This is a genomic window from Sphingomonas canadensis, assembly GCF_026013525.1.
GTDB classification, from domain to species: Bacteria; Pseudomonadota; Alphaproteobacteria; order Sphingomonadales; family Sphingomonadaceae; genus Sphingomonas; species Sphingomonas canadensis.
In genome coordinates this window covers 172,265-185,073 of record NZ_JAPDRA010000004.1, presented here as the reverse complement: position 1 = coordinate 185,073, position 12,809 = coordinate 172,265, and the positions used below count along the sequence as shown (strand labels likewise).

Sequence of the window (12,809 nt, the reverse complement as noted above, 5' to 3'; positions counted from 1 at the left end):
ATCAGCCGCCCGGCCGCCCTGCGATCACAGGGGCTGGCCCAGCACAGCTTCCACCGTGTCGCGGTACGTCCGGCTCATCGGCAGCCGCTTGCCGCAGTGGAGTATGACGTCGAACTCGCCATGCGACCGGCGCTCCAGGAGCGCGATCGACTTCACGTTCACGATGCTCGTGCGATGAATCCGGACAAAGCGGAACGGGTCGAGCCTGCTCGCCACCGCGGTCAGGCCGGCCCGGTAGAGGAATTCCTCGCCCTTGGCGTGGATGGAGACATATACGCCGGCGGCCTCCACCCAGTCGATGTCGTCGGTCATCAACAGCCGGGTCGTGTCGCGGGACTTGATCGCGATCCATTCCCAGATCCCGCCCGGCGTCGATCGTTTCTCTATCAGCTTGAGCAGCTCGGGGCCGATCGTGCTGCCGCCCTCCTCCCCGCGCGAGCGCAGGTCCGCCAGCCGCTCCTTCACCCGGCACATCATCTGTTCGTATCGGCGATCGCTGAACGGCTTCAGCAGATAATCCACCGCGTCCCTTTCGAACGCATGGATCGCGAACCGGTCATAGGCGGTGACGAACACCGTCAGCGGCATCTTGCCGCCCATCGCATCGGCCACGCCCAGGCCGTCGAGCCCCGGCATCTGCACGTCGAGGAACACGATGTCCGGCGCGGCTTCGCGAATCTTCGTGAGCGCGTCCACGCCGTTTTCGGCGAGCACCACCTTGCCGATGGACCGGTCTCTGGCGAGCAGGTCGGCGATCCGGCGGCGCGCGGGCGCCTCGTCGTCGGCCACCAGCGCGCAGATCGGTTCAGTGCGCGTTGCCATCTGCCCCTCCCTCCCTTTCGTGCAGGGGGATCCGGATCGTCACCTCGGTCCCGCCGCGTTTCCGGCGGGCGATCGAGAAGAAATCCCCGCCCGCCATGCCATACATCATGCTCAGCCGCTCGCGCGTTACGCGGAGGCCGACCCCGGCGCAGGTTTCCATCCGCCATCGCCGGGGCAGGCCGACGCCGTCGTCCGCTATGGTGATCCGCAACGCGCCTTCCTCCAACCGTGCGCACACGGCCACGGCGCCGCCGGACATGCGCCTTTCCAGCCCATGCCGGACGGCGTTCTCGACGAGCGGCTGCAGCAGCATCGAAGGCACCAGCGCGGAATGGGTGGCGGGATCTGCCTCTATGCCGATCCGGATGCGCTCTCCGAACCGCAGCTTCTGGATCGCGACATAATGGTCCAGCAGGGCCAGTTCCTGCGCCAGCGTTATCTCTGTGTGGTCCTGGCAATCGAGCGATCTGCGCAGCAAAGCCCCCAGGTCCTCGATCATCTCGCGCGCGAGTTCCGGATGCGCGGCCAGCTCGGACGATATGGCGTTGAGCGTATTGAACAAAAAATGTGGCTCAAGCTGCAGCCGCAGGGCGTTGAGGCGGAGTTCGGCGACGCGCTTTTCAGCGCGTTCCAGCTCGAACTGGCTGTTGATGAAGCGGCGGTGGAACTTGAACGCCTGGAGCACGGCGATGATGCCGCAGTAGGTGACCCATCCGCCGATGTAGAAATAGACGACGAACTCGACGTTGATCAGCGGATTCCACCAGATGTACGGGATCGGGTACAGGATCAGCCCGGCAAGATAGGTGTGGGCGATGCTGAACGGCACGCTCAGCAGCAGGTGCGAAGCCACCAGCCGCGATATCCTGGGGTCCGCCGCGGTCACGATCTGGTCCATCTTCAGGATCGCCGGCGTCAACAGCGCCCAGGCCCAGGATTCGACCAGCTTCGCCAGGAACTCGTTGCCGCGGATGCCGTCCACCATGTCGGGCACCGCTTGGAACAGCCCGATGACCGTCCATGCCGCGAGGATCGTCAGCGCGGCTCGCAGCCTGCGCCCGCCGCTCCACGACATCGGCCGGGCGCCGAAATCGCTCCCCGCCGCACGCAAATCCGCTGACACCGGTGTCGCCGGGCCGGGGAAATTGTTCATGGCCGCAGCGTCCGGGCCGGGACCGGAAAGCGGCTCCGAACGCCGTCTCTCGCGTGAAAATCAGACAATTGGCGGACCTCCGATTTCGAGAAATGTTACGAAACGGATCATGCGTTTGCAGAACGGTACTATAGGTTCCGAACCGGTAGTAGCCGGAAACAATACTCCGTAAAACCAAGCTCTTAAGCGCCCATCTCCGACAGCATTTAGTGGACTCGTCAACAACTTTGTGGCCTCTTCCAAGGCCAGACAACGTTGCCATAAATTTATCGGCCGCACGACGCAATCGCGGGCGTGCGGCTACATACAGGAGGGGGTAGCCAAATGGCGGGAATCCGAATCAGAGCTATGCGTGAAGGCGGGCGAAGGGGCGTGCGCGCGGGCGCATCGTTCCTGGCAATCGCGGCGATGGGGCTGTCCGCGGCGGCATGGGCGCAGGACGCGCCGCAGCAGGGCGTCGAGGCGGCGCCGGACGGCGAGGGCGAAACGATCGTCGTCACCGGCCGCCGTGCCGCGCTTGAGGCCGCCGACGCGCGCAAGCAGAAGAGCGAGAGCATCATCAACTCCGTCGTGGCGGACGAGGCGGGCAAGCTCCCCGACAACTCCATCACCGAGGTGCTCCAGCGCGTTTCGGGCGTCAGCATCGTGCGCTTCGCCGCGCTCAACGATCCGGACCATTATTCGGTCGAGGGGTCGGGCATCCAGGTCCGCGGCCTGAGCGGGGTCGCGTCGCGCCTGAACGGCCGCGAGATCTTCAGCGCCAACGGCGGCCGGGGCCTGATCTGGGGCGACGTTACGCCCGAACTGATGCAGGCGGTGGACGTCTACAAGTCGGCGACGGCCGATCTGATCGAGGGCGGCACCGGCGGGCAGGTGGACCTGCGCACCAAGCTGCCGTTCGATTTCTCGTCGGGCCTGCATTTCGCCGCCAGCGGCGAAGTGAGCTACGGCGACCTCGCCAAGGGCAAGGACTATGCCTTCTCCGGGCTGGTGGCCGGGCGCTGGGATACCGGTATCGGCGATATCGGCGTGCTGGTGGACCTGGCGCATAGCCGATTGACGTCGTTGTCAAATTTCTTCCGGGCGGAGCCCTATTTTGCCAGGCGGCTGCCGGGCGAAACATCGGACGTGTTCATCCCGGGCGGCTTCGATTTCGGTGACGAGGAGTTCAAGCGCGATCGCACGGGCATTTATGCCGCGCTGCAATGGGCGCCGAGCCAGGACCTGGAACTGACGGGCATCTTCTTCCAGTCGCGCTACAAGAACACCAACCAGTCGCATTTCTCGATGGTGGCGCAGCAGGATCTGGCGGTTTCGCGCGCGGGCAGCCAGTTCGACGCGAACGGGGGCCTGCTCTCCACCAGCGCGATGTTCATGCGCGATCCGAACACCTTCGTTGCTACCGGCGGCGGCATCAGCAGCGGCGGCGGAACCGAGGGGACGCGATCCAAATCGCTGACACGCGATCTTTCGGGCGAATTCGCCTGGCAGCCGGGGCAGGGGCCGTTCAGGCTCTCCGGCTCGTACCAGCATGTGCTGTCCACCTCGAAGCTGGATCGCCTCGCGATCTTCCGCGACGTGGCCTATCCTTCCTCGTTCGGGCTGGATCTGTCGGGTGATTTCCCGGTGGTCAGCCTAGCGCCGGGGGCCGCGGGCCAGTTCACCGATCCGGCGAACTATTTCTGGGCGGCGGCCATGCCGCACAACGAAGACAATCGCGGCACGATGAATTCCGCGGATCTCGACGCGGAATATACGTTCGACGACAGCTTCTTCCGATCGGTCAAGATCGGCGGGCGCTGGTCGGATCGCAAGGAACGCGACTACAACAACGGCTATACCTGGACCGCGCTGGGCCGCGGCTGGACCGGCGTTCCGACGCCTTATTCGCCGCAGTTGACCTTTGCCAACGCGGCGGCAGGCGATGTCGATGCCTATGCGTTCGACAATTTCTTCCACGGCCAGATCGCCGTTCCCGCGCAGATGCTGTGGCCGACGATCGATCTGGTCCGCAACGTCGACGTCGATGATCTGCACCGCGCGCCGCCCACCAATTTCTGCGGGCCGGCGGACTGGGGCAACGCCACCTATTTCAACTGCTCCTCGGCGGGCGCCCTGCCGTCCAGCACCTATGGCAACCCGCGGTCGCGGACGAACGAGTTCATCAACGCGGATCTGGGCACGTGGCGGACACAGACCTGGGCCGCCTATGCCCAGGTTCGCTTCGGCCGCGATTATGAGCCGGGCGCGATGGGATTCTCCGGCAATGTCGGCGCGCGCGTGGTGCGCGTGAAGAACGAATCGCAGGGCTTCATCGTCCAGAACGCCTTCACCTATATCCGCAACGGTACGCAGGTGGATCTGGCGGGCCGGGTTGATCCGCGCGGCGGCACGGCGACGTTCACGCGCTTCCTGCCTGCGGTCAATCTCCAGCTTCAGCCGGCGGAGGACGTGAAGCTGCGCTTTGCCTACAACGTCACGATGGACCTGCCGACCTTCAACGCGACGCGGGGCGGCGGATCGACCGGCGTGGCCACCACGGCCAACCCCGTCGCGGGTCAGCCGGGCATCTTCACCAACTTCACGGCCACCACCGGCAATCCGTTCCTGAAGCCGGCGATGTCCACCAACCTGGATCTTTCGCTGGAATGGTATGCCAAGCCGGGCACGCTGTTCCACCTCAATGCCTTCTACAAGCACATCAAGGACTTGCCGATCTATGCGCTGACCCAGCGCGATATCACCGTCTATTATTCCAACGGCACGACCGAGACGGCCAGCGCCTCGGCCTCGGACGTCGCGTCCGCGACGTCGCCGGCCAAGGTCAAGGGCATCGAGATCGGCGGGCGCGCGTTCCTCGACATGCTGCCCGGCGTGCTTGGCGGTTTCGGCGTGGAGGCCAACTACACCTATATCGACAGCAAGAACCCCGGGGACCTCTATCGCGACATCTTCGGCACGATCCGCAACGATGCCCCGCTCCAGGGCCTTTCCACCAACAACTACAACGTCGCGCTGCTTTATGAGCGTGGCAAGCTCTCGGCGCGCGTGGCCTATTCTTGGCGGTCGAAATATCTCCAGTCGACCAACTCGAACGGGACGACGCCGACCTACACCTATGTGTCGGCGCCGGGCGCGGCCGGGCAAAGCATCCAGATCGCGTTGCCGGTCTATGGCGATGCCTATGGCCAGGTGGATGCGGGCGTGACCTTCAAGGCGACCGACTTCCTGTCGTTCTCGCTTCAGGGCACCAACCTGCTCAACGCCACCCAGCGCACGCTGATGGGCGGATACAAGAATGGCGCCATCTACACCCGAAGCTGGTTCCAGAGCGACAGGCGGGTAAGCTTCGGGGCGAACCTGGCCTTTTGATGCGGGACCGGGCGGCCGCGGGCATTTTCCCGCGCCGCCCGGCTTCGTGGAGACGAGATGCCGAAGCGTGTTCTGATCGTTGGAGGGGGTACCGCGGGCTGGCTGACGGCCGGATATCTGGCCCGCATGCTCGGCGCGGACCGGCCGGGCGGGGCGGCGATTACCCTGGTCGAATCGCGCGACATCGGCATTCTGGGCGTGGGAGAGGGCACCTTCCCCACGATCCGCCGGACGCTGGCGCGGATCGGGATCGGCGAGGCCGATCTGGTCCGGCGTTGCGGCGCGACGTTCAAGCAGGGTGCCAGGTTCGTCCACTGGCGCCACGCTCCCGGACAGGGCGCGCGCGACCATTATCTCCATGCCTTCCAGCAGGCGGAGACGAACGGGCCGGAACTGCTGCCCTATTGGCTGATGGGCATGGCGGGCGACATGCCCTGGGACGAGGCAAGCACGCCCCAGAAGCGCGCCGTGGACACGCATCGCGCGCCAAAGCTGCCCTCGCATCCCGATTATGTCGGCCCGCTCAACTATGCCTTTCACTTCGATGCGGCGGCGCTCGCGGATCTGTTGCGCGATCAGGGCATCGCGAACGGCGTCACCCATATCGTCGATACCGTGCGCGAGGTGCGGCTGGGCGAGGATGGCGCGATTTCGGCGGTGGTGCTGGCCGGGGGCGGCGCGATCGACGCCGACCTGTATATCGACTGCACCGGTTTTCGCGCCGAGCTTATCGGCCGGGCGCTGGGGCGGCCCTGGAAGCCGGTCGGCGATACGCTGTTCTGCGATTCCGCAATCGCGATCCCGGTGTCCTATCCCCGCCCGGACGATCCGATCGCATCATGCACCATTTCCACCGCCCAGAGCGCCGGATGGATCTGGGACATCGGCCTCGATGCGCGCCGGGGCACGGGCTATGTCTATTCGTCCGGCCATATCGGCGCTGAGGAGGCCGAGCGTGCGCTGCGTGCCTACGCCGGTCCGGGCGCGGCCGGGGCGGAGGCGCGGCGCTTCCGGTTCACCGCCGGCTATCGCGAGGTGAGCTGGCACAAGAACTGCGTCGCCGTGGGGCTTTCGAGCGGCTTCTTCGAACCGCTGGAGGCGACCGGGATCGTCTTTTCGGAGGTGGCGGCGGGGCTGATCGCCAACCTGTTCCCCTGGGCGGGCGATTTCGAGACCTCCGCACGGCAGTTCAACCGCAATATGCGCCGCCGCTACGAGCGGACGCTGGATTTCCTGAAGATGCACTATTGCCTCACCAGCCGCACCGACAGCGCCTTCTGGAGGGACAATGTCGCGCCCGCTTCGGTGCCGGACAGCCTTAAGGAACTGCTCGACCGCTGGCGCTTCCGCCCGCCCAACGAGCTGGACGTCGATGCCAATGTCGACATCTTTCCCGAGGCGAGCTGGCAATATGTGCTCTACGGCATGGGCTGGCACACCGATCTTTCGGCCAAGCGGGCGGTGTTCCGCTATCAGGACGAGGCGCGGCAGGCTTTCGCCCGGGTGCGGGCGCAGGCGGCCCATGCGGAAAGCAACCTGCCGTCCAACCGCGAACTCGTCCGCTTCGCCCAGCGCGCCCGGTTCGGCATGGGAGCCAACGCGGCATGATCGCGCGTGCGCCCGGCGAGCCCGTATCCCGTATCGTGATCCTGGGCGGCGGCTCCGCCGGCTGGATGGCAGCGGCGGCGCTATCCCGCCTCGTGAGCGCGGGGGCCAGCGTTACGCTGGTCGAATCTGACGCGATCGGCACCGTCGGCGTGGGCGAGGCGACGATACCGCCGCTCCTGGATTTCAACGCCGCGCTCGGCATCGACGAGCATGAATTCGTCGCCGCGACCCAGGGCAGCTTCAAGCTGGGGATCGAGTTCGTAGACTGGGGCAGGCTGGGCGATCGCTACATCCACCCGTTCGGCAAATACGGGCCATCGACCCACGGCATCAACTTCCACCAGCTCTGGCTGCGCCAGCACCTGCTGGGGACCGCCGAAACCGATCCGGGCCGGATCGACGACTATGCCATCGCGATCGCCGCGGCGGTGCGGGGGCGGTTTTCCAGGCCCTCCGGCAATCCGAAGGCGGTTCTGTCGAGCCTGGGTTATGCCTATCATTTCGATGCGGGGCTCTATGCCCGTTTCCTGCGCGGCTATGCCGAAAGACACGGCGTCGTGCGGATCGAGGGCAAGGTCGGCCGGGTCGAGCAGGCGCCCGAAGATGGCTTTCTCACCGCCCTGGTGCTTGAGGACGGGCGCCGCGTCGAGGGGGATTTCTTCGTCGATTGCAGCGGGTTTCGCGCGGTCCTGCTGGGCGAGGCGCTGGGCGTCCCTTATCGAAGCTGGAAACATTGGCTGCCGTGCGACAGCGCCGTCGCGGTGCCGACGGAGGGCGCGGGGCCGCCGCTGCCCTACACCCGATCGACGGCCGGAGCCGCCGGGTGGCGCTGGCGCATCCCGCTGCAGCATCGCGTGGGCAACGGCCATGTCTATTCGAGCGATCACATCAGCGACGCGGCGGCGCAGCAGGCGCTGATCGAAGGGCTCGATGCGCGGCCCATCGCCGATCCCCGCGTGCTGCGCTTCACCGCCGGGCGGCGGGAGAAGCTGTGGGAAAAGAACTGCGTCGCGATCGGCCTTGCCGGCGGCTTCATCGAACCGCTGGAATCGACCAGCATCCACCTGATCCAGTCGGGCATCTTCCGGCTGCTGGGCCTGTTCCCCGACCGGGGCTTCAGCCCGGCCGAGACCGGCGAATATAATGATTGGCTGATCGAGGAATATGAGCACATCCGCGATTTCATCATCCTGCACTATCATGCCACCACGCGCGACGATTCCGATTTCTGGAACCACTGCCGCAGCATGAAGCTTCCGGACAGCCTGGCCGCGCGGCTGGAGCTGTGGCGCGGCAAGGGGCGCCTCCTCCCCAGGCACAACCTGCTGTTCAAGGAAGAGAGCTGGCTGGCGGTGCTGCTCGGGCAGAATATCGTGCCGGCCGCATCCGATCCGCTGGCGGCCATGCTGCCGGTGGACGAGACGGCGCGCTTCCTGGCGCACATGCGCGACATGGTGGCGCGAACTGCGGAGGCGATGCCCAGGCACGAGGACTATATCGCGCAGCATTGCCCCGCCGCACCGGCCGTGTTCCAATGAAGAAGGAGCCGGCGCCCGGCAGCCGGCGCGCGACGCTGAAGGATGTCGCCGAACGCGCCGGCGTCTCGATGATGACGGTCTCCCGGATTCTCAACGGCACATCCCAGGGCCGCCCCGAAACCCGGGCCGCGGTGGAACGCGCCGCGCGCGAACTCGATTACCATCCCAATATCGCGGCGAAGGCGCTGGTGCTGACGCAGAAGATCCACCGGATCGCCCTTCTGTTCGACAGGCCCAACGCGGCGGCGATGGGCGAGATCATGGCGGCGATATATGCCGAAGCCGGGCCGCCGGACGTCAGGCTGATCGCAATGCGCATCTGCCGCGATGATGATCCGCGGGCGGCCTTGCGCATGCTGAGAAGGCGGCATGTGGACGGCGTGATCCTGCCGCCGCCGCTGTGCGAGGATGCGCGCCTCCGGATCGTGCTGGGCGATGGCGGTATCCGCATTGCCGGCATCGGCTGCGGTGACGGCGACACCGGCTTCTCCAGCATCGGTATCGACGATACGCGCGCCGCTTTTGAGCTGACCAGCTATCTGCTGCGGCTCGGGCATCGCCGTATCGGCTTCCTGTCCGGCCACGCGCGCCATCGTTCGGCGGCGCGGCGGCGCTTCGGCTTCGAAAGCGCGCTCAACGGCTTCGGCATCCAGCCCGATCCCGCGCTGCAATGGGAAGGCGACGGCAGCTTCGCGACCGCGATGCGGATCGCCGGACAGGCGCTGTCCGCCGATCCGCCGCCTACGGCGATCCTGGCGTCGGACGACGATCTTGCCGCGGCGGCGCTCCAGTCTGCGCGCGAGCGGGGGATCGCGGTTCCCCGCTCGCTGTCGGTCTGCGGCTTCGATGACGGCGAGGTGGCCCGGACGCTGTTCCCCGAGCTGACCCGGATCGACCAATGGATGGGCGAAATGGCCGGATGGGGCCTTCGCCAGCTTGCCGGGGAACTGGCGGCCGTCGCACGGGGCGAGGTTCCGGCGGTGCGCCGCGCGACGCTCGATTACCGCATTCTCTTCGGCGGCACCGATGCCCCGCCGGTTTCCGCGGGCCAGCCGTTCCGGATGGTTTCATGACAAGGGGTGAACGATGACGCATTCCCGGGTCCGTGCCTTGGTGCGGCGCGTGCTGGCGGCGGCGATGGCGGCGGTGCTGGTTGCGATCGGGGCGATGTCGCCGGCGGCAGGCGCCGAACCCGCGCGCGGCATTTCCGTGGATCTGCGCAAGGCGGGCGGGCCGCTCGATCGCGCGTTCAACTTCTCGGTCGGCGCGGACTATCCCGGCACGCTGATCCGTCCGGAAAGCCTGGCGCAGCTCCGCATGGCGGTGGACGAGCTGGGCTTTCGCTACATCCGCTTCCACGCGATCTTCCATGACGTGCTGGGCACGGTGAAGCGGGTGGACGGCAAGACCGTCTATGATTGGACGCGGATCGACCAGCTCTACGACGCGCTGCTCGCGGCCGGGATCAAGCCCTTCGTGGAGCTGGGCTTCACGCCCGATGCGATGAAGACCTCGAACCAGACCATCTTCTACTGGAAGGGCAACACCTCTCACCCCGATCCCGCGCAGTGGGTCGCACTCGTCGACGCCTTCGTCCGTCATCTGCGCGCCCGTTACGGGGTGGATGAGGTGCGAAGCTGGTATTTCGAGGTGTGGAACGAACCCAATCTCGACGGTTTCTGGGAGCGCGCCGATCAGGGTGCCTATCTTGCGCTCTATGAAGCCAGCGCACGCACGATCAAGGCGATCGATCCCATGCTGCGCGTCGGCGGCCCGGCGACCGCGGGCGCCGCCTGGGTGCCCGAGCTGCTTGCCTATGCCGCCCGGCGCGGCATTCCGGTCGATTTCATCGCCACGCACACCTATGGCGTCGACGGCGGCTTTCTCGACGAGAAGGGACAGGACGACAACAGGCTCTCGACCGATCCGGACGCGGTGACGCGCGACGTGCGGCGGGTGCGTCAGCAGATCGACGCAGCGGGCAAGCCGGGGCTGCCCCTGTTCTTCACCGAATGGAGCGCGAGCTACAATCCGCGCGATCCGGTACACGACAGCTATGTCAGCGCCGCCTATATCCTCAGCAGGCTGCGTGCCGCGCGCGAATATACGCAGGGCATGAGCTATTGGACCTATAGCGATCTCTTCGAAGAGGCCGGTCCGCCGCCGACGCCGTTCCATGGCGGATTCGGGCTGATCAACCGCGAAGGGATCCGCAAGCCGGCGTTCTTCGCATATAAATATCTCAACCAGCTCCGCGGCCGCGAGGTGCCGACCGGCGACGGACAGGCGATCGCGGCGACGGAGGAAGGGCGCACCTCCGTCCTCGTGTGGAACTGGCGGCAGCCGGAACAGCATGTCAGCAACCGGCCGTTCTTCACGCGGGCGCTGCCGGCCGCGGACGACGGCGCCATCGCGCTTCGCTTCGCCGGGCTTGCCCCCGGGCGCTACCGGGTCACCGTCCGGCGGACAGGCTATAAGGCCAATGACGCGCACACCCGCTATCTGGAGATGGGCTCGCCCGCGGCGCTTTCGCCCGAACAACTGGACGAGTTGCAGCGGCTGACCCGCGACCTGCCCGAGCAGGATATCGCCATCCGGGTGGGGCGGGATGGCGCCTATGTGCTGCGGGTGCCGGTGCGCAGCAACGATGTAATGCTGGTGCTGGTCGAGCCCTGGCGGCGGCGCGGGGGCCGGTAGCGCCGCGTCAGCGCGCGCCCAGCGCGGTGACGAAGGCCGCGGCCCGGGTGGCGCAGTCGGCCGGGGAGCGGCCGGGCGCGTAGAGCGCGGTGCCCACGCCGAAACCCGAAGCCCCGGCCGCGCGCCACGGCGCCATCCCTTCCGGCGTGATCCCGCCAACGGCCAGCACGCGCATCCCGGGGGGCAGCACGGCACGGATCGCCTTCAACACCCCGGGGCTGGCGCCTTCGGCCGGGAACAGCTTGAGCGCGGTCGCGCCGGCGGCGATCGCGGCGAACGCCTCGCTGGGCGTGAAGAAGCCGGGAATGGAGGCGAGGCCCAGGCTTGCACTGGCGGCGATCACCGCCGGATCGGTGTTGGGCGAAACGATCATCCGTCCCCCCGCCGCCGCGACCGCACCTACCTGGGCCGTGTCGAGCACCGTGCCCGCGCCGACGAGGGCGTGGCCCTCCAGCGCACGGGCAAGGCGGGCGATGCTCTCCAGCGGATCGGGCGAGTTGAGCGGCACCTCTACCAGCGTGATCCCCGCCGCCGCGATCGCATCTCCCACCGCGACCGCCTCATCGGGGGCGATCCCGCGCAGGATCGCCACCAGCGGGCAGCGCGCGAAGGCGGCATCGAATGCGGCAACATGGGTCATGCTATCTCCGTGGCGAGCGCGGCGGCCCCCGATATGAACGCGGTCCGGCTGTCGAGCAGTATCGCGCGGGCGCCCTGGGCCTCGATCGCTGCGGCGTATAGCCCGCCCAGCGGCGAGTCCGTGAGGATATGGACGGCGTCCGCCCGGCTTTCCGCCAGCCGCGCGGCGACCTCTGCGCCGATCAACAGGCCGGAGGCATGGGAGGCGGCGTCCGCATCGTCGCGAAGGCCGAGCAGCCCCGACGCGCGGATGCCGAACAGCGATGCGGCCAGATCGCGCCGCCGCCCCTCCGCCTCGCCTTCCAGGAACGCCGCGCCCGCCACGGCGGGTGCGCCGAGCTGGGCCGCCAGCAAGCCGTGCGAGCGGATCAGCGCGAACAGCTCGCCGGTCATGGCGGTGGTGAAACCGGCGATGCGGCCCGCCTCCATCCGTGCCCATTTGGAGTGGGTTCCGGGCTGGCAGAGCAGCGCATCGGGAGGCGCCATCCCGGCGATGGCGGCGCCAAGCAGTTGCAACTCCTCGCCCCGCATCACGTCGCGCGCGGTGGCGACACCGGGGACGATCACCGTGCGCGCGTCGATCCAGGTAAGCGCGGCGGCCAGCGCGGGGATGCCGGCCGGGGCCGGGGCATAGGGCGCGGTGCGCCAGCCGATGCTGGATCCCACCATCCCCGCGAGCAGCATCGGCAGGTCGCCCAGCCGCGCACGCAGCCCGGCCGCCTCCGCGGCGAAATCGGTGACCGCGGCGGCGCCGCGATCATCGCTCGCGCTGTCCGTCACCCGGCCCGCCTCTATCCGGAAGCAGCGGCGGTTGGTGGTGCCCCAGTCGACGGCTAGGAAGGGTCCGGCGAAGCGCATCATCCTCCTGCGATCCCCGGCGGAAGCTGCCGGGACGGACGTGGTATAGAGGGTTGTCGCGCCCCGCCGAAACCCGGGAAGGGGCGCTGGTCTGCGGCTGGCCGGCGGGTCCGCTGCCTCAC

The 12,809-nt window shown here is 67.5% G+C and carries 9 protein-coding genes; 5 read left to right on the top strand and 4 right to left on the bottom strand.

Features of this window, described 5'->3' with window-relative positions:
• Window positions 1-24: 24 nt before the first annotated feature.
• The gene (locus tag OM513_RS10525; RefSeq protein ID WP_264944169.1) at window positions 25-822 is read right to left on the bottom strand and encodes a LytR/AlgR family response regulator transcription factor; all 798 of its coding nucleotides are present in this window, start codon (window positions 820-822) and stop codon (window positions 25-27) included.
• Complete coding sequence (locus OM513_RS10520; protein ID WP_264944168.1) at window positions 806-1,975, bottom strand: sensor histidine kinase; 1,170 nt, start codon at window positions 1,973-1,975, stop codon at window positions 806-808. The genes OM513_RS10525 and OM513_RS10520 overlap by 17 nt, the downstream gene beginning before the upstream one ends.
• A 372-nt stretch (window positions 1,976-2,347) precedes the next feature.
• On the opposite strand from OM513_RS10520, the gene OM513_RS10515 reads away from it, so the two are divergent.
• Genes OM513_RS10515 through OM513_RS10495 form a run of 5 tightly spaced genes read left to right on the top strand, consistent with a single transcriptional unit; the run spans window position 2,348 to window position 11,190 of the window.
• Window positions 2,348-5,347 (top strand): TonB-dependent receptor, encoded by a 3,000-nt coding sequence (locus OM513_RS10515; protein WP_264944167.1) that lies wholly within the window; start codon window positions 2,348-2,350, stop codon window positions 5,345-5,347.
• Between the two features lie 57 nt (window positions 5,348-5,404).
• The gene (locus OM513_RS10510; RefSeq protein ID WP_264944166.1) at window positions 5,405-6,955 is read left to right on the top strand and encodes a tryptophan halogenase family protein; all 1,551 of its coding nucleotides are present in this window, start codon (window positions 5,405-5,407) and stop codon (window positions 6,953-6,955) included.
• Window positions 6,952-8,493, top strand: coding sequence for a tryptophan halogenase family protein (locus OM513_RS10505; protein ID WP_264944165.1), 1,542 nt, complete (start codon window positions 6,952-6,954; stop codon window positions 8,491-8,493). Before OM513_RS10510 ends, OM513_RS10505 begins: the two co-directional genes overlap by 4 nt.
• Complete coding sequence (locus OM513_RS10500; RefSeq protein ID WP_264944164.1) at window positions 8,490-9,566, top strand: LacI family DNA-binding transcriptional regulator; 1,077 nt, start codon at window positions 8,490-8,492, stop codon at window positions 9,564-9,566. The genes OM513_RS10505 and OM513_RS10500 overlap by 4 nt, the downstream gene beginning before the upstream one ends.
• A 13-nt stretch (window positions 9,567-9,579) precedes the next feature.
• A complete protein-coding gene (locus tag OM513_RS10495) occupies window positions 9,580-11,190 on the top strand; it encodes a GH39 family glycosyl hydrolase (protein WP_264944163.1) in 1,611 nt (536 codons plus the stop codon).
• A 7-nt stretch (window positions 11,191-11,197) separates the two neighbouring features.
• Here the strand turns inward: OM513_RS10495 and OM513_RS10490 are convergent, their stop codons facing one another.
• Both OM513_RS10490 and OM513_RS10485 read right to left on the bottom strand, forming a co-directional pair.
• The gene (locus tag OM513_RS10490) at window positions 11,198-11,830 is read right to left on the bottom strand and encodes a 2-dehydro-3-deoxy-6-phosphogalactonate aldolase (RefSeq protein WP_264944161.1); all 633 of its coding nucleotides are present in this window, start codon (window positions 11,828-11,830) and stop codon (window positions 11,198-11,200) included.
• Entirely contained in the window at window positions 11,827-12,690 is an 864-nt protein-coding gene (locus tag OM513_RS10485) for a 2-dehydro-3-deoxygalactonokinase (protein WP_264944159.1), read from the bottom strand. Before OM513_RS10485 ends, OM513_RS10490 begins: the two co-directional genes overlap by 4 nt.
• Window positions 12,691-12,809: the final 119 nt, after the last annotated feature.

What these genes read in the sequence shown, in the direction of transcription:
- OM513_RS10525 (WP_264944169.1), bottom strand. Translation starts at nt 822, where the DNA reads ATGGCAACGCGCACTGAACCGATCTGCGCGCTGGTGGCCGACGACGAG.
- OM513_RS10520 (WP_264944168.1), bottom strand. Translation starts at nt 1,975, where the DNA reads ATGAACAATTTCCCCGGCCCGGCGACACCGGTGTCAGCGGATTTGCGT.
- OM513_RS10510 (WP_264944166.1), top strand. Translation starts at nt 5,405, where the DNA reads ATGCCGAAGCGTGTTCTGATCGTTGGAGGGGGTACCGCGGGCTGGCTG.
- OM513_RS10505 (WP_264944165.1), top strand. Translation starts at nt 6,952, where the DNA reads ATGATCGCGCGTGCGCCCGGCGAGCCCGTATCCCGTATCGTGATCCTG.
- OM513_RS10500 (WP_264944164.1), top strand. Translation starts at nt 8,490, where the DNA reads ATGAAGAAGGAGCCGGCGCCCGGCAGCCGGCGCGCGACGCTGAAGGAT.
- OM513_RS10495 (WP_264944163.1), top strand. Translation starts at nt 9,580, where the DNA reads ATGACGCATTCCCGGGTCCGTGCCTTGGTGCGGCGCGTGCTGGCGGCG.
- OM513_RS10490 (WP_264944161.1), bottom strand. Translation starts at nt 11,830, where the DNA reads ATGACCCATGTTGCCGCATTCGATGCCGCCTTCGCGCGCTGCCCGCTG.
- OM513_RS10485 (WP_264944159.1), bottom strand. Translation starts at nt 12,690, where the DNA reads ATGATGCGCTTCGCCGGACCCTTCCTAGCCGTCGACTGGGGCACCACC.